Origin of the sequence: Sphingomonas sp. MS122 (genome assembly GCF_049532975.1) — a bacterium.
Classification (GTDB): Bacteria; Pseudomonadota; Alphaproteobacteria; order Sphingomonadales; family Sphingomonadaceae; genus Sphingomonas.
Map to the genome: position 1 here is coordinate 1367215 of NZ_CP186695.1, position 20564 is coordinate 1387778.

A 20564-nucleotide genomic window follows, 5' to 3' on the forward strand; every position below is an offset into this window, starting at 1 on the left:
AAGCCCCGCGATCCACGCACCAACACACAACAACATCCTTCCTAGATTCTTTTCTTCTTCTGAAAGATGGAATGACCGGCCTCTCGAAATCCAAGCCGTTGCTCGACGTGCTGTCAGGGAAACGCGTCGATGCGCCGCCGATGTGGCTCATGCGTCAGGCCGGCCGCTATCTCCCCGAATATCGCGCGCTGCGGGCCGAAAAGGGCGGGTTCCTCGAGCTGGTCAACGACAGCGAAGCGGCAGCGGAAGTCACGCTCCAGCCGATCCGCCGTTTCGGTTTCGACGGCGCGATCCTGTTCTCCGACATCCTCGTCGTGCCGTATGCGCTGGGTCAGGATCTGTGGTTCGAGACCGGCGAAGGCCCGCGGCTTGCCCCCAGGCTCGTCGATCATGCGCTGGAGTACCTCACAGCGGCCCCTGAGCGGCTGAATCCAGTCTATGGCACGGTCCGCCGGGTCGCAGCCGCCTTGCCGCCTCGGACCGCCTTCCTGGGCTTTGCAGGGAGCCCTTGGACCAACGCGACCTATATGGTCGCGGGACAGGGCAGCCGCGACCAGAGCGAGACGCGCCGCATGGCCTATCGCGATCCCGCCGCGTTCGGCGCGATCATCGATGCGATCGTCACCATGTCGGTCGACTATCTCGCGAAGCAGGTCGAGGCCGGGGTCGAGGCGGTGCAGCTGTTCGACAGCTGGGCGGGGTCGCTCTCGCCGGCTCAGTTCGAGCGCTGGGTGATCGCGCCCAACGCCGCGATCGTCGCAGGGCTGCGCGCGCGGTGCCCGCAGGTGAAGATCATCGGCTTCCCCAAGGGCGCGGGGGGCAAGCTCGCCGCCTATGCGCGCGAGACCGGCGTGGATGCGATCGGGCTCGACGAGACGGTCGATCCGGCGTGGGCGCATCGCGAGCTGCCCGAGGGCCTGCCCGTGCAAGGCAATCTCGACCCGCTCGCGCTGATCGCCGGGGGCGCCGAGCTCGAAGCGGCGGCGCGGCGTATCCTTGATGCCTTCACCGATCGCCCCCATATCTTCAATCTCGGGCACGGTATCCTGCCGGACACGCCGATCGCCCATGTCGAGCAGCTGGTCGAATTCGTTCGGGGGACAGCCAAGTGACCGGATTTCTGGGCGCGGCGTGGTTGTGGGTGAAGGCCGCTCACATCATCTTCGTCATCTTCTGGATGGCCGGCCTGTTCATCCTGCCGCGCTACCTCGTCCATCACCAGGAAGCGCTCGGCGATCCCGTCCAGGCCAAGGCCTGGGCCGATCGCGAGGCCAAGTTGCGCCGCGTGATCCTGGTGCCCTCGATGGCGGTGGTGTGGATCCTCGGCCTTGCGCTGGCAGCCAATCTCGGCCTGTTCGAGGGTGCTCCGAACCTCGGCTGGCTCCATGCCAAGCTGCTGCTGGTGATTCTGCTCTCGGGCTATCACAGCTGGGCGGTGGGTTACTCCAAGCGGCTGGCAACCGGTCAGGGCAATCTCAGCCCGCGGCGGTTGCGCATGCTCAACGAACTTCCCGCGATCTTCGTCGCGCTGATCGTTATCCTTGCGGTGGTCCGGCCCTTCTGACCGCTTGACTTGAATCGGCACGAATCCTAAGCCGCGCCTGTCGCGTCGCCGTCCTGGCGGCGGCCGGCGCCTTCCTTTTCCTCAAGCCATCGCCGCGCGTTCCAACGCCCGAAAACCATCTCAGCGATCGCACACGGACTTCCCCCATGCATTTGAAAGATTTGAAGAAAACCCCGCCCGCCGAACTGGTCAGCATGGCCGAGGAGCTCGGTGTCGAGAGCGCTTCGACGCTCCGCAAGCAGGACCTGATGTTCGCCATCCTCAAGGCCCAGGCCGAGAATGGCGAGCAGATCATGGGCGAGGGCACGATCGAGGTGCTGCCGGACGGATTCGGCTTCCTGCGCAGCCCGCAGGCGAATTATCTCGCCGGCCCCGACGACATCTATGTCTCGCCCAACCAGGTGCGAAAGTTCGGCCTGCGCACCGGCGACACGGTCGAAGGCGAGATCCGTGCGCCCAAGGACGGCGAGCGCTATTTCGCCCTGACCAAGCTGGTCAGCGTCAATTTCGACGATCCCGAGGCGGTGCGCCACCGCGTCAATTTCGACAATCTGACGCCGCTCTATCCTGAGCAGAAGCTCACGCTCGACCCGGCCGACCCGACCCAGAAGGACAAGTCGGCGCGGGTGATCGACATCGTCTCGCCGCAGGGCAAGGGTCAGCGCACGCTGATCGTCGCCCCGCCGCGCGTCGGCAAGACGGTGATGCTGCAGAACATCGCCAAGGCGATCACCGACAACCATCCCGAGGTGTTCCTGCTCGTCCTGCTCATCGACGAGCGGCCTGAGGAAGTCACCGACATGCAGCGCTCGGTGAAGGGCGAAGTCGTCTCCTCGACCTTCGACGAACCCGCGACGCGCCACGTCCAGGTCGCCGAGATGGTGATCGAGAAGGCCAAGCGCCTGGTCGAGCACAAGAAGGACGTCGTGATCCTGCTCGACTCGATCACCCGCCTCGGCCGCGCCTACAACACCGTCGTGCCGAGCTCGGGCAAGGTGCTTACCGGTGGCGTCGACGCCAATGCCCTTCAGCGGCCGAAGCGCTTCTTCGGCGCGGCGCGCAACATCGAGGAAGGCGGCTCGCTCTCGATCATCGCCACCGCGCTGATCGACACCGGCAGCCGCATGGACGAGGTGATCTTCGAAGAGTTCAAGGGCACCGGCAACTCCGAGATCGTGCTCGACCGCAAGGTCGCCGACAAGCGCATCTTCCCGGCGATGGACGTCGGCAAGTCGGGTACCCGCAAGGAAGAGCTGCTGGTCGAGAAGGGCACGCTCAGCAAGATGTGGGTGCTGCGCCGCATCCTCATGCAGATGGGCACCGTCGACGCGATGGAGTTCCTGCTCGACAAGATGAAGGACTCAAAGAGCAACGAGAACTTCTTCGACAGCATGAATCAGTGACCGAGCGGTGCCTGAATTAGAGTAGCTAATTCAGGACCCCGCCGGCCCGGCCAGCGAGCGGCAATGCCGCTCGGCCGACGTCATGGGCTTTGCCCATGACGGACATGGATTGAACGGATACCGGCGGGGCGCGTTGGTCGCGCGTCTGCAGCCAGCTGAAAAGGGGAAGCAATGTCCGAACTGTGGGGGCATATCGTCCACGATTTTGCGGGACTGTTCTCGGGCAGCGCGTCGGCCTGGCTTGCCTTCGGTCAGGTGATCCTGATCGACATCGTGCTCGCCGGCGACAATGCGATCGTGATCGGTGCGCTCGCCGCTGGGCTTACCCCGGATCAGCGCAAGAAGGTGATCCTGATCGGCATCGTCGCCGCGCTGGTGCTGCGCATCGCGTTCGCGCTGGTGGTGACTCAGCTTCTCCAGGTGATCGGCCTCGTTTTCGCCGGTGGCGTGCTGCTGCTGTGGGTCGCGTGGAAGATGTACCGCGAGATCGTTCATGCCGGCGAGAGCGCGGGATCGCCCGAGATCGAGGGCGACGAACGTTCCGGCCTCAAGTCCGCCAAGAGCTTTGCCGGCGCGGCCTGGGCGGTCGCCGTGGCCGATGTCTCGATGAGCCTCGACAACGTCCTCGCGGTCGCGGGCGCGGCGCGCGATCATCCGGGCATCCTTATGGTCGGCCTGGTCATCGCGGTCGCGCTGATGGGCGTCGCCGCCAATATCATCGCCAAATATATCGAGCGCTATCGCTGGATCGCGTGGATCGGCCTGCTGGTGATCCTCTATGTCGCCGGCAAGATGATCTACGACGGCATCGTCGACCACCAGGTGGGAATCTTGCGGCTGCTCAGCTAAGTTTCTGATCCGGAAGCGAAATAGGCGGCGCTCTGAACCGGGCGCCGCCTTTTCGTATCAGCCGATATGCGCCGCGAAGAACGTCTCGGTGCGGCTGTCGGCCAGCTGTGCGGCGGCTTCCGAGCGCCGCTTGCCCATCTCGGTTGCGAAGCCATGGTCCTCGCCGGGATAGTCGTGCAGCGTCACTCGGGGATGGTCGTCCAGCCCTTCGTGCATCGCCTTCTGTACGTCCTTCGACACGAAGCCGTCGTCGCCGGCGATGTGCAGCATCAGCGGGTTGGCGATCGCATGCTTCTCGCCGAGCAGCCCGTCGATCCCGACGGCGTAATAGCCGACGCTGGCGTCGGAATCGGTGCGCGCCGCGGTCATATAGGCGAGGCGGCCGCCGAGACAGTAGCCGACCACGCCGACCTTGCCGCCGGTCGCGGCGCGGGCGGCGCGGATCGTCGCCTCGATATCGGCGACGCCCTTGTCCTGGTCGAACTTGCCGAGCAGGTCGAGGCCGCGCTGCAGCTGCTCGGGGATATCGGGATCGAGCTCGATGCCCGGCTCGATCCGCCAGAACAGGTCGGGGGCAAAGGCAGCATAGCCCTTGGCCGCCAGCGCATCGCATTTTCGGCGAATGCCCGGATTGATGCCGAACACTTCCTGGATCACGACGATCGCGCCGCGCGGGCTGCCTTCAGGATCGGCGCGATAGGCCTGGAAGCTGCCGCTGCCGTCGAGACTTTCGATCGTGATCGTCGTCATGTCGCTCTCCGTCAAAGATGGTGCCGCTCGTTGCGAAGGCGCGGTCCATCGGCCCTGATCCGGATCGAGCTGATGGGCGTTGCGATCGGGGCACGGTCACGCGCATACATGGTCGCAGCGTAGGGCAGGGCAGGGTTCGGGCTCAATAGGGCTTAGGCGGGCTCAAGCGGAGAAGAAAGCCGATGAAGATCAATGTCGAGATCGATTGCACCCCGGAGGAAGCGCGTCGTACGATGGGGCTGCCCGATTTCACGCCGGTCCATGAGCATTACATCAAGATGCTGCTCGAATCGATGGACAAGGGGATGGTCAATCCCGAGATGATCGAGACGATGATGAAGGGCTGGATGCCGATGGGCGAGGCCGGGATGAACTTCTGGCGCGGCATGTTCGATATGGGCAAGCGCAGCGGCGGCGAGTGACCGACACCATCTTTGCGCTGTCGAGCGGCCAGCCGCCGGCGGCGATCGCGATCCTGCGAATCTCGGGACCCCATGCCTTTCCCGCGGTCCAGCGGCTCGCGGGGGCGCTGCCGGCGCCTCGGCAAGCCTCCCTGCGGACATTGCGCGATGGGGATGCGCATCTCGACCAGGCACTGGTCCTGGTCTTTCCCGGCCCACGAACCGCGACTGGTGAGGATCTGGCCGAGCTTCATCTTCATGGCGGTCGCGCGGTGGTCCGCGCGGTCGAGGCTGCACTCGCCGCGACACCCGGGCTGCGCGGTGCCGAACCGGGTGAGTTTACCCGCCGCGCGCTCACCAATGGCCGGATCGACCTGACCGAGGCTGAAGGCCTTGCCGATCTGCTTGCCGCGGAGACCGAAGCACAGCGCCGCACCGCGCTGCGCGCCGCGGAAGGCGGTATCCGTCGACAGATCGAAGAATGGACCGCCCGCGCGCTGCAGCTGTCGGCCGTGATCGAGGCGTCGCTCGACCATGCCGACGAGGCGGATGTCGCCGCGGAAGGCGAGCTGCTCGATCGCGTGCGCCGCCAGGCCGGCGCGCTCGCGAGGGAAATGGAGACCGCGCTCGATCAGCCCGCGGTCGAGCGCCTTCACGATGGCATCCGCGTGGTACTCGCGGGATCGCCCAATGTGGGCAAGTCCACCTTGCTCAACGCGCTCGCCGAGCGCGAGGCGGCGATCGTCTCGCCGCTGGCGGGAACCACGCGCGATCGGATCGAAGCGCCGGTGATGCGCGAAGGCATCGCCTATCTGCTGACCGACACCGCCGGCCTTCACGATGCGCCTGCGGATATTGTCGAGCGCATCGGGATCGACCGTGCGCAGCAATCGCTGGCAGAAGCCGACTTGATCCTGTGGCTCGACGATCAGGCACCCCCGGTAGAGGTTGCCACGCGGCCGCATCTCCTGCTTCACGCCCGGGCCGATGCCGCGGATCGGGGTGATGCGCCCGCCGGTCGTCTCCCCGTCTCGGCGAAGAATGGGGAGGGCGTGGCGGCGCTCTGGCAGGCGATCGATGCAATCGCCCGCGAGCTGCTTCCGGCGAACGACGCCGTTCTGCTCAACCGCCGCCAGCGCGACCTCGTCGCGATCGCTGTTGAAGGCGTGAGAAGCGCGGCCGCCGGCGAGGACACGTTGTTGATCGCGGAAGACCTGCGCCGCACGCTGCGGACCTTCGACCGGATCACCGGTGCGGCGGATGTGGAGTCGATGCTCGACACGTTGTTCAGCCGCTTCTGCATCGGCAAATGATGTTCCACGTGGAACGCTTTTGACCCGGGAGAGCGCCGAGGCTATTTGGCCGGAGCATGCGGACCTGGGATGTGATCGTGATCGGCGGAGGCCATGCCGGCACCGAAGCGGCAGCCGCTGCGGCGCGCTGCGGCGCCCGCACGGCGCTCGTCACGTTCGATCCCGCGACGCTCGGCGCGATGTCGTGCAATCCGGCGATCGGCGGCCTCGGCAAGGGCCATCTGGTGCGCGAAGTCGATGCGCTCGACGGCTTGATCGCGCGTGCTGCCGATCGCGCCGCGATCCATTATCGCCTGCTCAACCGCTCCAAGGGACCCGCGGTGCAGGGACCGCGCGTCCAAGCTGATCGCAAACGTTATGCGGCGGCGATCCAGGAGATGCTTGCGGCGCAGCGCGGCCTGGACATCGTCGCCGGTGAGGCAATCGGTCTCGTCATCGAGCAGGGCAGGGCGGCCGGCATCCAGCTCGAGGGCGGCGAGTTGCTCGCGTGCGGCGCCGTGGTGCTCGCCAGCGGCACCTTCCTCGGTGGCCGCATCTTCCGCGGCGAGGAGCGCGAAGCCGGCGGCCGGGTCGGCGAACGCGCGGCGACTGCGCTCGGGCTGCAGCTCCGCGAGCTGGGTCTGCCCGTGACCCGTCTCAAGACCGGGACGCCGCCGCGCCTGGACGGACGCAGCATCGACTGGGGCCGGCTCGAGGAGCAGCCGTCCGACGCCGAACCGTGGCGCATGTCGCCGCTCACCCGAACCCCGCGCCTGCCTCAGCTCGCTTGCGCGATCACGCGCACGACGCTCGAGACGCACGCGATCATCCGTGGCGGGCTCGACCGGTCGCCGCTGTTCAGTGGTGCGATCGAGGCGGGTGGGCCGCGCTACTGCCCTTCGATCGAGGACAAGATCTTCCGTTTCGGCGATCGCGACGGGCACCAGGTCTTCCTGGAGCCCGAGGGTCTCGACTCCCATCTGGTCTATCCCAACGGCCTCTCGACCTCGCTACCGACCGACGTCCAGCGGGCGATGATCGCGTCGATCCCGGGGCTCGAACGGGCCGCGATCGTCACACCCGGCTATGCGGTCGAATATGATCATGTCGACCCGCGCGCACTGGCGGCGACGCTGGAGAGCCGCGACGTGGCCGGTCTGTTCTGCGCCGGCCAGATCAACGGGACCACCGGCTATGAGGAGGCGGCGGCGCAAGGGCTGGTCGCGGGAGTGAACGCGGCGGCCCTGTCGCGCGCTCATGCCCCGATGATCCTCCCGCGCGAGCTCAGCTATATCGGCGTGATGATCGACGATTTGACGCTTCAGGGCGTCACCGAACCCTATCGCATGCTCACCGCGCGCGCCGAATACCGGTTGCGGCTGCGGGCGGACAATGCCGAGACGCGGCTTGGCGAGATCGGCGAGGCCGCGGGCTGTATCGGCGAGGCGCGCCGCGCTCATCTCGACGGCCGACGCGCAGCGCGTGCCGCGCTCGATGCTGCCTTTGGCGTGGCGCGCACGGCGCACGAACTCGGCAGGGCGGGCGCACCCGTGTCACAGGATGGCGCCCGGCGCAGCGCCTTCGAGTGGTTGCGCTTTCCGGGCGTCGGCGTCGCGCATCTCCGGATCGGCCTCGGGGACGCCGATCCCGATCTGCTCGCCGAGCTGATCGAGGATGCCCGCTATGCCCCCTATCTCGAGCGCCAAGCGGCGGAGCAGGCGGCGATGTCTCGCGCAGATGGCACGCCGATCGCCCTGTCACTCGATTATGCCGAGATCCCCGGCCTCTCCAACGAGATGATCGAGCGGCTTGCGGCGGCGCGCCCCGCGACGATCGGCGATGCCTCGCGCATCCGCGGAATCACCCCTGCGGCGCTTACCGCGATCATGCTCCATATCCGGCGCGCCGCGTGACTGAGGACGATGCCAGGGCGTGGGTCCGCGACCGTTATGGTGTTTCACGTGAAACGCTGTTGGCCGCATTCGTGTCGCGCCTCCGTGAGGAGGCCGGGCGGCAGAACTTGATCGCCCCTTCCACGCTGGAGCAGATTTGGACGCGCCACATCGTCGATTCGGCGCAGTTGCTGGGCGCGGCGCCCGACAAAGGATTATGGCTCGATATCGGCAGCGGCGCGGGGTTGCCGGGGATGGTGATCGCAATGCTGCGGGACGAGCCGATCGAACTGGTCGAACCACGCAAGCTCCGCACCGATTTCCTCGCTCGCGCCGCGACTGAACTCGAGCTCTCCAATGTGGCGATCCACACCGCCAGGATCGAGCGCACAGCTGGGCCTGCCGCGGTGATCTCGGCGCGCGCCGTCGCCTCGCTGGACGCGCTGTTTCGTATCGCCGCGCATCGATCCACGTCTTCCACAGTCTGGGTGCTGCCAAAGGGACGGAACGCGCAATCGGAGGTGGAAGAAGCACGCCGCAACTGGCATGGTTCGTTCCACGTGGAACCGAGCATCACGGCTCCCGATTCACTCATCGTCGTCGCCAGGGAGGTCCGCCCGAGATGATCTGTATCGCCATTGCGAACCAGAAGGGTGGGGTGGGCAAGACGACGAGCGCGATCAACGTCGGCACCGCGCTCGCCGCGACGGGGCAACGCGTGCTCCTGCTCGATCTGGACCCGCAAGGGAATTGCTCGACTGGCCTCGGCATCAATCGTGCCGATCGCGATCGCTCGACCTACGACCTGCTCGTCGGCGACGCCACGCTGGAGGAGGTTGTGGTCGCCACGCGTGTGCCCGGCCTCGATATCGTCCCGGCGACGGTCGACCTCTCGGGCGCGGAGATCGAGCTGATCGAGTTCGATGCGCGCACCCATCGGCTCGACACGGCGATCGACCGCAGCGAGCAGCGCTGGGACGTGGTTCTGATCGATTGCCCGCCCTCGCTCGGCCTGCTCACGATCAACGCGATGGTGGCGTCGGACGCGTTGCTGGTGCCGCTGCAATGCGAATTCTTCGCGCTCGAAGGGTTGAGCCAACTGCTCAGCACGGTCGAGCGGATCCGCAGCCGCTTTAACCCTGGCTTGTCGATCCTCGGCGTGGTCCTCACCATGTATGATCGGCGCAATCGCCTGACCGACCAGGTCGCCGATGATGTCCGCGCGGTGCTTGGCCGAGTCGTGTTCGACACGGTCATCCCGCGCAACGTCCGCCTCTCCGAAGCGCCGAGCCATGGCTTGCCCGCGCTGATCTACGATTATCGCTGCGCCGGATCCGAAGCCTATATCGCGCTTGCCCGCGAAGTGATCGATCGCCTGCCCAGGCTGAGGAAGGCTGCATGACCGACGAAATCCCATCCACCACCGGCTCCGTCACGCCGCTGCGCAAGCCCAAGCCCGGTCTCGGCCGCGGGCTCAGCGCGCTGCTCGGCGATGTCGAGCGCGAGGAGCCGATCCGCCCCGGTGCCGAGCCTTCGGCGGGCGTGCGCATGCTTCCGGTCAGTTCGCTCAAGCCCCATCCCGAACAGCCGCGCCGTCATTTCAACGAGGACGCGCTCGACGAGCTCGCCAAGTCGATCGCCGCGCGCGGGTTGATCCAGCCGATCGTCGTGCGGCCGCATGGCAAGGAATATCAGATCGTCGCCGGCGAGCGCCGCTGGCGCGCGGCGCAGCGCGCGCGGCTGCACGAGGTGCCGGTGATCGTCCGCGACCTCGACGAGGCCGAGACGCTCGAAATCGCGATCGTCGAGAACATCCAGCGCGAGGACCTCAACGCGATCGAGGAAGCCGAGGCCTATGCCAAGCTGATCGGCCAGTTCGGTCACACCCAGGAGGCGCTCGCGCGGATCGTCCACAAGTCGCGCAGCCACATCGCCAACTTGCTGCGTCTCCTCGATCTGCCGCCGAGCGTACGCCAGCACGTCGTCGGGGGCGAACTGACGATGGGCCATGCGCGCGCGCTGATCGGTGCCCCTGATCCCGAGAAGCTCGCGCGAATCGTGATCGAGCGCGACCTGTCGGTGCGCGAGACCGAGAAGCTCGCGCGCGAGGCCAAGCCGAGGCCAGCGGGGAGGGCGAGCTTGACTTCCGATCTCGGCGCCAATGCCGATATCGCCGCATTGGAGCGTCAGCTCGGCGACGTGCTGGGTCTCAACGTTCGCATCAGCTATGGCGAGAAGGGCGGCACGGTGACGCTGGCCTATTCGACGCTCGACCAGCTCGACATGGTCTGCCAGCGGCTGACGGGCGAGAAAATATAATTAAAACATATAGTTGAATGTTTGCGGGGAATAGCGAACATGGCGATGGCTAGGGCGGACGATTGGAAGCACCTTCCCTTCGGCGCGGTGACTGCCATCCCTTATGATGCCGAATTCAGCTTGGCGCAGTTCGAGCTTCTGCAGCACGGCCTGGTGCCGCAAGCGATGGAAGACAAGTGGTTCGTCTATTTCGAGGCGCCGAACCTGTACTTTCATCGGAGCTGGACGGGGCAGGCCTTTTATCGCGTGACGCTTCAGCCATCGCCCACGGGATGCGCAGTCGGCGAAGCCGTCTGTTCCTCGGAAGTCCTCGACAATGCGGATCCGGGCTACCACGTGCAGCTTCTGGGTTTCGTGATCACCAACCTTCTGCTGGGCCAAGCGCGGGCGTTCCCGCGGCCTGCCGGCATCAAGGAACCGCAGGCCGGCGTCTATCAGCACGCCGTTGCCGGTACGCGCCATGCCGAGCGGATCGTGGCGCGAAAGCCCTGGTGGAAATTCTGGGGGTAGGCGCGCTCACCGTGCCCGCGCCGCGGCGCGTGCCAGCGTCGCCAGCGCCTCGTCGGCGATCACTTGTCCCGCGTTTCCGCCAGCCCGCGTCATCCCGCGTTCGGCCTCGCGCACCCGCTCGACCGCGCGGGCCAGCATGGGGCTCGTCCAGCGGCGCAGCGCGATCTTGGTGCTCATCTCTTCCTTGAAGAACACGCGGTATTTCTTGACCACTTCGTCGGGCGAGGCGCCGCGGTCGATATCGGCGCGCATCTCGGCGAGGCTCATCAGGCGGCGCACGAGCTGGCGCAGCAGCGGGATCGCCGAGACGCCGGCATGTTCGAGCCGGGCGAGCTCGACGCCGATCTCGGCCGCACGCCCCTCGACCACCGCCTCGATCGCGCCATGCATCTCGGCTTCGCCGAGGTCGGCGCCGATCTCCTCGAGTGCCGCGATCCCGGCCTCGCGCGGGCGGTCCGGCGCGGCGTCGAGATAGATCGACAGCTTTTCGATCTCGCGCGCCAGCACGGCGCGGTCGCCGCCCGACAGCGCCGCGAGCCGCTCGGCCGCGCCGCCCACCAGCCGCAGGCCATTCTCGCGCGCGATTCCCGCGGCGAGCTGCGCGGCACTGCGCGCATCGGGGATGTAGCAGGCATGCGCCATCGCCGCAGGCGCCGCCAGCACGAGCTTGAGCAGGCGCCCGGTGCCCTTGAGCGCGCCGCCGACCGCCACCACCGGATTGCCTGCGACCTCGGCATCGAGCAGAAGCCGCACCGCTTCGGTCGAATCGTCGTCGATCCCGCTGATCCGGACATAGCGTGCGCCGCCGAACAGCGAGAGCGACGCCGCTTCCTCGGCGATCCGGCCCGGATTTGCCTTGAGCGTCGATCCCTCGATATCGATCCGCTCCGCCTCGCTGCCCATCGCCCGGCCGAGCCGCGCGGCCAGATCGTTGGCGCCGGCCTCGTCGGGGCCGTAGAGCAGGAACAGGCGGATATCCGGCCCCGGCTTGTCCAGCCGCGCGCGGATCTGCGCTTCGCTGGCCTTCACTGGCCCTTGGTTTCGGTGCTGCGCGCGTAGCGGGCGAGGCGCGCGACGATCTGGTCGGCGACGATGCCCGAGAGCCGCTCGAGCGCGCTCTTCTCCGCGGCGATCGTCGCATATTCGGATCCGACGACGTCGATGCCCGCGTCCGACCCCGCGGTGGCGTCGAGCACGGTCTGGCCGGTGGCGAGCTCGACCAGCTGGTAGCGCGCGCGCAGCGTGCGGCGCTCGCGCGTCACCACGTCGTCGCGACGCACCCCCAGGCCCTCGATGCGGTCGTCGAGCTTGATCTCGAGCCGATAGGCGGGCGTGCCGCTGCGTGTCGCCTCGATCCGGTCGCGCACGGCGTTGGCGACCAGCCACCCGGCCTCGCCCTCGATCGGCGCGACCTCGACCCCCGACAGCATGGTCTGCACCGGCCCGCCCACGCCGCCGCCATAGAGCGGCCGCAGCCCGCAGCCGCCCAGCGCGGGTGCAAGCGCGCCAAGCGCGAGCAAGGCCGCGGCGAGTCTCATGCGACGATGTTCACCAGACGATCGGGCACCACGATCACCTTCCTGGGGGACGCGCCCTCCAGAATGCGCTGCACATTGGGGTTTGCCAAGGCCATTGCCTCCAGCGCGTCCTTCGCTTCGCCCTTTGCTGCCTTCACCGTGTCGCGCAGCTTGCCGTTGACCTGGAGCGCGATCGTCACTTCGTCTTCGACCAGCAGCGCGGGATCGACCTGCGGCCATTGCGCGTCGGCGATCAGCGTCTCGTTGCCCATCGCGGCCCAGGCCTCCTCGGCGAGGTGAGGCGTCATCGGCGCGGCGAGCAGGATGATCGTGCGGATCGCGGTTGCGCGCGATGCGCTCGGCTGCGCCTTCTCGATCGCGTTGACCAGCTCGTAGAGCTTGGCCACCGCCTTGTTGAATTGCAGCGATTCGATGTCCGCGGCGACCCCCGCGATGGTCTGGTGCAGCTTGCGGTCGAGCGCCTTGTCCTCGCCCTGCCACTCACCCAGCCCGTCGAACAGGCGCCACAGCCGCTGGACGAAACGCCATGCGCCCTCGATGCCGTTCTCGGTCCATTCGAGGTCGCGCTCGGGCGGCGAGTCCGACAGCACGAACCAGCGCACCGCGTCCGCGCCATATTGGTCGACGATCGGCTCGGGATCGACGGTGTTCTTCTTGGACTTCGACATCTTCTCGATGCGTCCGGCGGTGACCGGTGCGTCGTTCGATGCCTCGACCCAGATCTCGCCCTTGCGCACCACCTCGCCCGGCGACAGCCAGCGGCCGTCGGCCGCCTTGTAGGTCTCGTGCGTGACCATGCCCTGGGTGAACAGCCCGGCGAACGGCTCGGCCACGTCGAGCTTGCCGATGCGCTTGAGCGCTCGCGTCCAGAAACGGGCGTAGAGCAGGTGCAGGATCGCATGCTCGACCCCGCCGATATACTGGTTCACCGGCAGCCACTGCTCGGCGACAGCGCGGTCGAACGGTTTGTCGCCGGGCTGGCTGGCGAAGCGGATGAAGTACCAGCTCGAATCGACGAAGGTGTCGAGCGTGTCGGTCTCGCGTCGCGCCGGCTTGCCGCAGCTCGGGCAGTCGACCTGGCGCCAGGTCGGGTGGCGGTCGAGCGGATTGCCGGGGATGTCGAACGAGACGTCCTCGGGCAGCACGATCGGCAGCGACGCGCGGGGGGCGGGGACCACGCCGCAGGCTTCGCAATGGATGATCGGGATCGGCGTCCCCCAATAGCGCTGGCGCGACACGCCCCAGTCGCGCAGGCGCCATACGGTGGTGCCGGTGCCCCAGCCGCCGGCTTCGGCGCGAGTGATCACCTCGCGCTTGGCGTCGGGCACGTCCATGCCGTCGAGGAAGTGCGAATTCACCAGCGTGCCGGGGCCGCTATACGCCTCGGAATCGGTGAATTCGGGTGCGGTCTTGTCGCCGTCGGAGACGACGCGCCGGATCGGCAGCCCATATTTGGTCGCGAATTCGAAGTCGCGCTGGTCGTGCGCCGGCACCCCGAACACCGCGCCGGTGCCATAGTCCATCAGCACGAAATTCGCGATATAGACCGGCAATTCCCAAGCAGGATCAAAGGGATGGATCGCGCGGATGCCGGTGTCGAAGCCGAGCTTCTCCTGCGTCTCCAGCTCCGCCGCGGTGGTCCCGCCGAGCTTGCACTGCGCGATGAACGCCTCGGCTTCCGGGCTCGTCTCCGCGAGCTTGCGCGCGATCGGATGATCCGCCGCGATCGCGACGAAGCTCGACCCGAAGATCGTGTCGGGCCGGGTGGTGAAGACCTCGACCTCGCCCCCGTCGCTGAGCTCGAAGCGGAACTGCAGCCCCTCGGACTTGCCGATCCAGTTCTCCTGCATCAGCCGCACCTTGTCGGGCCATTTGTCGAGCGTGCCGAGACCGTCGAGCAGCTCGTCGGCGAAGTCGGTGATCTTGAGGAACCACTGGTTGAGCTTCTTCTTCTCGACCAGCGCGCCCGAACGCCAGCCGCGGCCGTCGATCACCTGCTCGTTGGCGAGCACGGTCATGTCGACCGGGTCCCAATTGACCGTCGATTCCTTGCGATAGACCAGCCCGTTCGCGAACAGGTCGAGGAACAGCGCCTGCTCGTGCCCGTAATAATCGGGCTCGCACGTCGCCAGCTCGCGTGTCCAGTCGATCGCGAGGCCGAGGCGCTTCAGCTGCGCGCGCATCGTCGCGATATTGTCGCGCGTCCAGGCGCCGGGATGGACCTTCTTCTCCATCGCCGCATTCTCGGCCGGCATACCGAACGCATCCCAGCCCATCGGGTGGAGCACTTCCATGCCGCGCATCCGGCGATAGCGCGTGAGCACGTCGCCCATCGTGTAGTTGCGGACATGCCCCATATGGATGCGCCCCGAGGGATAGGGGAACATCTCGAGCACATAGGATTTGGGCTTGGATGAATTGTCGTCCGCGGCAAAGGTCTGGCGATCTTCCCAGACCTTTTGCCACGCGGAATCGGCCTTCAGCGCGTTGAACCGCGACATGCTTTTCCTTTGGGTCTCGGCACCGGCCCGCTCCCCCACCCGGCCACCCATAGAATATACTGGCGTTGGGTGGCCGGGTAGGGAGCGGGCCGGCACCGCCAAACTAAAAGGGAACTCTCAATCCCCGACGATCGCGGCGCGGCGCAGGTCGCGCGCGCGCGTGAGGATGATGTCCTCGAGCTTCTGCACGGTCGCCGCCTCGACGGGCGAGTCCACCCACTGGCCGTTCTGGTTGACCTGCCGCACGGCCGCGACGCGGAGCGCGTCGGCGCGAAGATCCTGGTCGAGGATGGCGATCGTCACCTTCATCCGCTCGGTCTGCAGGTTCGGGTTCACATACCAGTCGGTGACGATCACGCCGCCGTTCGAGTCGGTCTGCACGATCGGCATGAACGAGATGGTGTCGAGCGACGCGCGCCACAGATAGGCATTGACGCCGATCGTCGTCACCTTCGACGCGGCGAGGTCCGCGCGCGGACGGTCCTTGCCGCCGCCGCATGCGGCGAGCGACGCCGTCATGCTCAGGGCAACACTGCCCAGGATCGCGGTGCGCAACAGGCGGTTCATCGGCATCTTCCTATGGGAAACTCTATGGGTCGCGAGCATCTATAGATGGTCATGCGTCCGCCGCAAGCGTTGCCGCTGTGCGCCTTGTGCAACAGTCGGAGTAAAAAGCGATTCCGCCGGTGGAACATTGCGGCCGAATCATGGTAGGCGCCTAGATACGGTAGGGGTTGAAATGAGCGTTCGGCGACTCACGACTGGCATGGGGATCGGCGCGCTGGGCGCGGCCGGCCTCGTCGTCGCGCCCGCGCTGCTCGCCCAGACCGCGCCCCAGCAGCAGCGAGTCGCGCAGAAGCGCGCGGTTTCGATCGCCAGCATCGGCACCTTCACTCCCGCCGCGGCCGATCCCAAGCTCGCCGCGGCGCTTGCCCGCGCCGGGCTGTCGGGCAGCGGCTTCCGCTTCACCCCGGCCGATTCGGCACGCTCCGCCAGCCGCAGCGTCACCGTCGCGGTGCGCGCGCGCAACCCGCGGCCGATCGCGGCGGTTGCCGATCGCGGCGCCGCGGCACCCGCCTCGGTCACGCTCCAGCCGATCGCCTATAATCTCGGCGTGTCGGTGGGCTGGAAGCGCTTCGCCATCTCGGGCGATCTCTCGAAGCTCGACCTGGCCGGCCAGCCCGGCAGCCGCGAGGCGCTCGACCTGGGCGTCACCTATACCGGCAAGCGCGCCTCGGGCCGGATCAAGGCGGCGACCGAGCGTCCGCTCGAGGGGACGCCGCGCCTGATCGCCGCCGACCCCAACTATTCGATCGATGTCGGCGGCTCCTACTCGCTGACCCGCAACCTCGATCTCACCGCGGGCGTGCGTTACAAGTCCGAAGAGAACCGCCTGCCGCAACTGACCGACAACCGGCGCGACAGCCAGGCGGTCTATGTCGGCACCGCGATCCGGTTCTGACGCGCCCACGCGTCGATTCCTGCCCATCCGTGAACGCCTAATGGCCTGAGCGCGCGCCAGCGCCGTTCGTCCATGCCGCCGAGTGCGATCACCGGCACGCCGAGATCGCGAGTCATCAGCCCGAGCCGCACCGGCCCCAAGGCGCGCGCGCCGGGATGGGAACGAGTCGAGTGGACTGGCGAGACGAACAGCAGCTGCGCGCCGGCGCGAACCGCGGCAATCGCCTCGCGGCGCGAATGCGCGGGTGCGGTGAGTGCACCGCGATGCCGGCCATGGCTCCCGGCCGCGCCGCTGCCCAGCCTCTCGTGCCCGGCAACGACCAGGACGAGACCCCGGCGCGTGGCAATCCGGCGCAGCTTAACAAACAGCTTCCGCCGTTTGGACTTCGGCCATTCGTAATGCCGCAGGATGACGCCGGCCCCGTGTGGCAATGTCGCCAGCGCATCCCAGAGCGCCTCGCCCATGCGCGGATCGGTCATCAGCCAGCGGCGCGGCAGTTCGCGGTTGCGGGAGGGGTGGCGGCAAGGCATCGCCCCTCCTATAGCCGCGCGCATGTCATCCGACACTGCCGACTCGCGCCTCTCCGCCATCCATGACCGAATCGCCCGCGCCGCGAGGATCGCCGCCCGGGCGCCCGGCGATGTCACGCTCATCGCCATCTCGAAGACGCACGAGGCGGATGCGATCCGGCCCCTGATCGCCGCCGGCCAGCGCGTGTTCGGCGAGAATCGCGTGCAGGAGGCGGCGGCGAAATGGCCCATGCTGCGCGACGAGACGCCAGGCATCGCGCTCCATCTCGTCGGCCAGCTCCAGTCGAACAAGGCCGAGGATGCGGTCGCGCTGTTCGACGCGATCCATGCGGTCGACCGTTCCTCGCTGATCGCGGCGCTCGCGCGTGCGATGGACAAGGCCTATCGCCGCCCGCCCTGCTTCGTCCAGGTCAATATCGGCGACGAGCCGCAAAAGGGCGGATGCGCGGTCGTGGATCTTCCCGCGCTGCTTGCCGAAGCGCGCGCCGCGGAGCTTCCGCTCGCCGGCCTGATGGCGGTCCCGCCCTTCGGGGTCGAGGCCGCGCCCTATTTCGCGCTGCTCGCCAAGCTGGCGCGCGACAACGGCGTCGTCGGGCTCAGCATGGGCATGTCGGACGATTTCGAGACCGCCGTGACGCTGGGCGCGACCCATGTCCGTGTCGGCACGGCCCTGTTCGGAGCGCGGGCATGAGCCTCCCGATCCGTTTCGACGCGCTGATCTTCGATTTCGACGGGGTGCTGCTCGAGAGCGAATATGCCGGCAACCGCCAGGTCGCCGAATATCTCACCGGGATCGGCCATCCGACCACGCCCGAAGACGCGATGACGCATTTCATGGGGTTGTCGGGCCATGATTTCCTCGGCGCGATCGAGCGCTGGATCGGCCGGCCACTTCCCGATGATTTCCATGAGGCCCGGGCGGTCGAGGATCGCCGTGCGCTCGAAGAAGGCATCGAGGCGGTGATCGGTGCGGTCGCCTTCATCCGCGCGCTGCCCGAGTCATTGCCCCGCGCCATCGCCTCGTCGAGCTCGACGCGCTGGATCACCACGCATCTCGACCATCTCGGCATCCGCGACGCGTTCGGCGGCAAGATCTTCAGCGGCCGCGAGCATGTGAAGCGTGGCAAGCCCGCGCCGGACGTCTATCTCCATGCCGCAGACGCGCTCGGTGTCGATATCGTCCGCTGCGCGATCCTCGAGGATTCGCCCGTGGGTGCGACCGGTGCGGTGGCTTCGGGCGCGCATGTCATCGGCCTTTGTGCGGGCAGCCATTGCGGAGTCGGGCATGACGAGCGCCTCCGCGCGATCGGCGTCCACGACATCGCGCATGATTTCGGCGAGGTCGCGCGGCTGCTCGCCTGACGTTCGCGCCGCCTAGAGCTGGTGCCCGGTGCGGTCGCGCTTGGTCGCGAGATAGCGTTCGTTGTGCGGGTTGGGCGGCAGGCTGTGCGGGACCCGCTCGGCGACGGCGATCCCGGTGGCTTCGAGCCCGGCAACCTTCGCCGGGTTGTTGGTCAGCAACCGGATGCGATCCTGCCCCAGCAGCTGCAGCATCCGTCCGGCGACGCCGAAGTCGCGCGCATCCACCGCGAAACCCAGCCGGGTATTGGCATCGACCGTATCGAACCCCTGGTCCTGCAGCGCATAGGCGCGCAGCTTGTTGATCAGCCCGATCCCGCGCCCCTCCTGGCGCAGATAGAGCAGGACGCCCCAGCCGCTGTCCGCGATGGCGTGGATCGCGGCATGGAGCTGCGGCCCGCAATCGCATTTGAGGCTGCCGAGCACGTCTCCGGTCAGGCACTCGCTGTGCAGCCGCACCAGCGGTGGCGCCCCCGTCGGCTGTCCGATCAGCAGCGCGACATGCTCGTCGGGCGATTCGGGCGTGCGGAAGGCGACGATCTCGGCATCTTCCGCACCCGCCACCGGCAAGCGCGCGCGGGTGACGATACGCAGCCGGGCCGGATGCTCATGCGCCGATATATCGGCGGGGGTGATGGTCTCGCCGGCTTCGCCTTCATAGGCGAAGAAGGCCGGGAGCAGCCCCGCGATCCGCGCCAGCCGCAGCGCCGCCGCCGCCGCATCGGGCACGGGCACGGGGATCGCGCGGAACGGACCCTTGAACGGCGTGGCGAGGTCGAGCTGCGGATCGGCCAGCGCCACCGCGCCGTCGAAATCGAGCCATGGCGCGCGCCCGACCAGGACGGGCGCATCGGGGGTCGCGGCATCGCGCTGGTTGGCGAGCTTGAGCGTCGCGGCGCGTCCCGCCGAAAGCAGCACCGGCGCGGTGCCTCCGGGATCGAACTCGGCGAGTCGCGCGGCGTCCGCGGTCTCGATCGCCAGCAGCGCCAGCGTGCCCTCGGTCCCGCGGATCACGATCGGCCACCCGCGGCGCAGCGCATCGATCGCGCGAGCGGCCGCTCTGGGGTCCGAGGGGCCGGCGTCGCTCAAAAATCGAACTCGGTGACGATCGGGACGTGATCCGACGGCTTGAGCCAGCCGCGGCACGGCTCGCACACACGGTGCGCGGTCGCTTTGGCGGCCACGTCGCGGCTGGCCCACATATGGTCGAGCCGCCGCCCGCGATCCGACGCGGCCCAGTCCTTGGCGCGATAGCTCCACCAGGTGAAGCAGCGCTCGGGCGCGGGGATGAAGCGGCGCCCGAGATCGACCCAGTCGTTCGCCGCCTGCAGCCGCGCCAGCGCCTCGACCTCGATCGGGGTATGGCTCACCACGTCGAGCAGCTGCTTGTGGCTCCACACGTCGCATTCGAGCGGGGCGATGTTGAAGTCGCCGGTCACGATCACCGGCAGGTCGCCGAGCCCTTCGGACCAGCGCGTCATGCGCTCGACGAAATCGAGCTTCTGCCCGAATTTGGGGTTCACCTCGCGGTCGGGGATGTCGCCGCCGGCGGGCACATAGACATTCTCGAGCCGCACGCCGTTGGGCAGCCGCACCCCGACATGGCGCGCCTCGCCATTGGCCTGCCAGTCGAGCCGGTCGTCTTCGCTCACCGGCACGCGGCTGACGATCGCGACGCCGTGATGCATGCGCTGGCCGTGGATGATGATGTGGTCATAGCCCAGCGCGCGCAGCGGCGCGTGCGGGAAGTCGCCGTCGATGACCTTGGTTTCCTGCAGGCACAATATGTCGGGCGCCTCCTCGCGGAGGAATTTCTCGACGATCTCCATGCGGAAGCGGACGGAGTTGATGTTCCAGGATGCGATCTTCATTGGAGCCGGCATGTAATCGGGGAAGCCGCGCTACGCCAGAGAGACGCTTTGTTGTTTGCGGCACCAGCTCGCTCCCCCGGCCACCCATATGATGCTACCGCTGGGGTGCCGGGTGGGGGAGCGGGCTGGTGCCGAACCGACCGCGCTAGCGGCGCCCAAAACGCCAAAGGCCCCCGCTCCGGGGGCATGGAGCGAGGGCCGACCTGGCGTTCGTCACGCAGGCGGGACAGGACCAGTTCGGGCAACAGGGGGAAAAATCCCGAAAGCCCCGTCCGCACGATCGGTGTTAGCGGCCGAAAGCTGTCGCCAGGATGAATACGCGT

General features: G+C 67.6%; 22 protein-coding genes. 14 read left to right on the forward strand and 8 right to left on the reverse strand.

Annotated elements, in window-relative coordinates; all coding sequences use genetic code 11:
- Nucleotides 1–71 precede the first annotated feature (71 nt).
- From hemE to ACO227_RS06570, 4 genes are all read left to right on the forward strand, one after another.
- Nucleotides 72–1112 (forward strand): uroporphyrinogen decarboxylase, encoded by a 1041-nt coding sequence (gene hemE, locus ACO227_RS06555; protein ID WP_423606243.1) that lies wholly within the window; start codon nucleotides 72–74, stop codon nucleotides 1110–1112.
- The gene (locus tag ACO227_RS06560; RefSeq protein WP_423606244.1) at nucleotides 1109–1564 is read left to right on the forward strand and encodes a CopD family protein; all 456 of its coding nucleotides are present in this window, start codon (nucleotides 1109–1111) and stop codon (nucleotides 1562–1564) included. The genes hemE and ACO227_RS06560 overlap by 4 nt, the downstream gene beginning before the upstream one ends.
- Before the next feature lie 146 nt (nucleotides 1565–1710).
- A complete protein-coding gene (gene rho / locus ACO227_RS06565) occupies nucleotides 1711–2967 on the forward strand; it encodes a transcription termination factor Rho (protein ID WP_423606246.1) in 1257 nt (418 codons plus the stop codon).
- Nucleotides 2968–3138: 171 nt separating this feature from the next.
- Nucleotides 3139–3816, forward strand: a complete 678-nt coding sequence (locus tag ACO227_RS06570; protein WP_423606248.1) for a YjbE family putative metal transport protein — start codon at nucleotides 3139–3141, stop codon at nucleotides 3814–3816.
- 57 nt (nucleotides 3817–3873) lie between these two features.
- Here ACO227_RS06570 and ACO227_RS06575 read toward each other — a convergent pair whose 3' ends face one another.
- Complete coding sequence (locus tag ACO227_RS06575) at nucleotides 3874–4566, reverse strand: dienelactone hydrolase family protein (RefSeq protein WP_423606250.1); 693 nt, start codon at nucleotides 4564–4566, stop codon at nucleotides 3874–3876.
- Nucleotides 4567–4748: 182 nt separating this feature from the next.
- Here ACO227_RS06575 and ACO227_RS06580 point away from each other — a divergent pair, with 182 nt between their 5' ends.
- Genes ACO227_RS06580 through ACO227_RS06610 form a run of 7 tightly spaced genes read left to right on the forward strand, consistent with a single transcriptional unit; the run spans nucleotide 4749 to nucleotide 10980 of the window.
- A complete protein-coding gene (locus tag ACO227_RS06580) occupies nucleotides 4749–4988 on the forward strand; it encodes a DUF6489 family protein (RefSeq protein WP_423606251.1) in 240 nt (79 codons plus the stop codon).
- Nucleotides 4985–6280, forward strand: a complete 1296-nt coding sequence (gene mnmE / locus ACO227_RS06585; protein ID WP_423606253.1) for a tRNA uridine-5-carboxymethylaminomethyl(34) synthesis GTPase MnmE — start codon at nucleotides 4985–4987, stop codon at nucleotides 6278–6280. Before ACO227_RS06580 ends, mnmE begins: the two co-directional genes overlap by 4 nt.
- A gap of 56 nt (nucleotides 6281–6336) precedes the next feature.
- Nucleotides 6337–8172, forward strand: coding sequence for a tRNA uridine-5-carboxymethylaminomethyl(34) synthesis enzyme MnmG (mnmG, locus tag ACO227_RS06590; protein ID WP_423606255.1), 1836 nt, complete (start codon nucleotides 6337–6339; stop codon nucleotides 8170–8172).
- The gene (gene rsmG / locus ACO227_RS06595; protein WP_423606257.1) at nucleotides 8169–8777 is read left to right on the forward strand and encodes a 16S rRNA (guanine(527)-N(7))-methyltransferase RsmG; all 609 of its coding nucleotides are present in this window, start codon (nucleotides 8169–8171) and stop codon (nucleotides 8775–8777) included. Before mnmG ends, rsmG begins: the two co-directional genes overlap by 4 nt.
- Nucleotides 8774–9553, forward strand: coding sequence for a ParA family protein (locus tag ACO227_RS06600; protein ID WP_423606258.1), 780 nt, complete (start codon nucleotides 8774–8776; stop codon nucleotides 9551–9553). Before rsmG ends, ACO227_RS06600 begins: the two co-directional genes overlap by 4 nt.
- On the forward strand, nucleotides 9550–10470 hold the full coding sequence (locus ACO227_RS06605; RefSeq protein WP_423606259.1) for a ParB/RepB/Spo0J family partition protein: 921 nt from the start codon (nucleotides 9550–9552) through the stop codon (nucleotides 10468–10470). Before ACO227_RS06600 ends, ACO227_RS06605 begins: the two co-directional genes overlap by 4 nt.
- 39 nt (nucleotides 10471–10509) lie before the next feature.
- Nucleotides 10510–10980 (forward strand): hypothetical protein, encoded by a 471-nt coding sequence (locus tag ACO227_RS06610; protein WP_423606261.1) that lies wholly within the window; start codon nucleotides 10510–10512, stop codon nucleotides 10978–10980.
- A 6-nt stretch (nucleotides 10981–10986) separates the two neighbouring features.
- Here ACO227_RS06610 and holA read toward each other — a convergent pair whose 3' ends face one another.
- The 4 genes from holA to ACO227_RS06630 form a co-directional block, all read right to left on the reverse strand.
- Nucleotides 10987–12009 (reverse strand): DNA polymerase III subunit delta, encoded by a 1023-nt coding sequence (gene holA, locus ACO227_RS06615; protein WP_423606262.1) that lies wholly within the window; start codon nucleotides 12007–12009, stop codon nucleotides 10987–10989.
- Nucleotides 12006–12518: an LPS assembly lipoprotein LptE gene (lptE, locus tag ACO227_RS06620; RefSeq protein ID WP_423606264.1), complete on the reverse strand. Its 513-nt coding sequence runs from the start codon at nucleotides 12516–12518 to the stop codon at nucleotides 12006–12008. The genes holA and lptE overlap by 4 nt, the downstream gene beginning before the upstream one ends.
- Complete coding sequence (gene leuS, locus ACO227_RS06625) at nucleotides 12515–15019, reverse strand: leucine--tRNA ligase (RefSeq protein ID WP_423606265.1); 2505 nt, start codon at nucleotides 15017–15019, stop codon at nucleotides 12515–12517. The genes lptE and leuS overlap by 4 nt, the downstream gene beginning before the upstream one ends.
- A gap of 117 nt (nucleotides 15020–15136) precedes the next feature.
- Nucleotides 15137–15586, reverse strand: coding sequence for a DUF3576 domain-containing protein (locus ACO227_RS06630; protein WP_423606267.1), 450 nt, complete (start codon nucleotides 15584–15586; stop codon nucleotides 15137–15139).
- 172 nt (nucleotides 15587–15758) lie between these two features.
- Between ACO227_RS06630 and ACO227_RS06635 the strand changes: the two genes are divergently transcribed.
- On the forward strand, nucleotides 15759–16481 hold the full coding sequence (locus ACO227_RS06635) for a hypothetical protein (RefSeq protein ID WP_423606269.1): 723 nt from the start codon (nucleotides 15759–15761) through the stop codon (nucleotides 16479–16481).
- Here ACO227_RS06635 and ACO227_RS06640 read toward each other — a convergent pair.
- Complete coding sequence (locus ACO227_RS06640; protein WP_423606271.1) at nucleotides 16454–17011, reverse strand: thiamine phosphate synthase; 558 nt, start codon at nucleotides 17009–17011, stop codon at nucleotides 16454–16456. The two genes, ACO227_RS06635 and ACO227_RS06640, sit on opposite strands and share 28 nt — an antisense overlap.
- Nucleotides 17012–17033: 22 nt before the next feature.
- On the opposite strand from ACO227_RS06640, the gene ACO227_RS06645 reads away from it, so the two are divergent.
- The gene (locus ACO227_RS06645; RefSeq protein ID WP_423606273.1) at nucleotides 17034–17702 is read left to right on the forward strand and encodes a YggS family pyridoxal phosphate-dependent enzyme; all 669 of its coding nucleotides are present in this window, start codon (nucleotides 17034–17036) and stop codon (nucleotides 17700–17702) included.
- Complete coding sequence (locus tag ACO227_RS06650) at nucleotides 17699–18373, forward strand: HAD family hydrolase (protein ID WP_423606274.1); 675 nt, start codon at nucleotides 17699–17701, stop codon at nucleotides 18371–18373. Before ACO227_RS06645 ends, ACO227_RS06650 begins: the two co-directional genes overlap by 4 nt.
- A 12-nt stretch (nucleotides 18374–18385) precedes the next feature.
- Here the strand turns inward: ACO227_RS06650 and ribA are convergent, their stop codons facing one another.
- On the reverse strand, nucleotides 18386–19459 hold the full coding sequence (ribA, locus tag ACO227_RS06655) for a GTP cyclohydrolase II (RefSeq protein ID WP_423606276.1): 1074 nt from the start codon (nucleotides 19457–19459) through the stop codon (nucleotides 18386–18388).
- On the reverse strand, nucleotides 19456–20253 hold the full coding sequence (locus ACO227_RS06660; RefSeq protein WP_423606278.1) for an exodeoxyribonuclease III: 798 nt from the start codon (nucleotides 20251–20253) through the stop codon (nucleotides 19456–19458). The genes ribA and ACO227_RS06660 overlap by 4 nt, the downstream gene beginning before the upstream one ends.
- Nucleotides 20254–20564 lie beyond the last annotated feature (311 nt).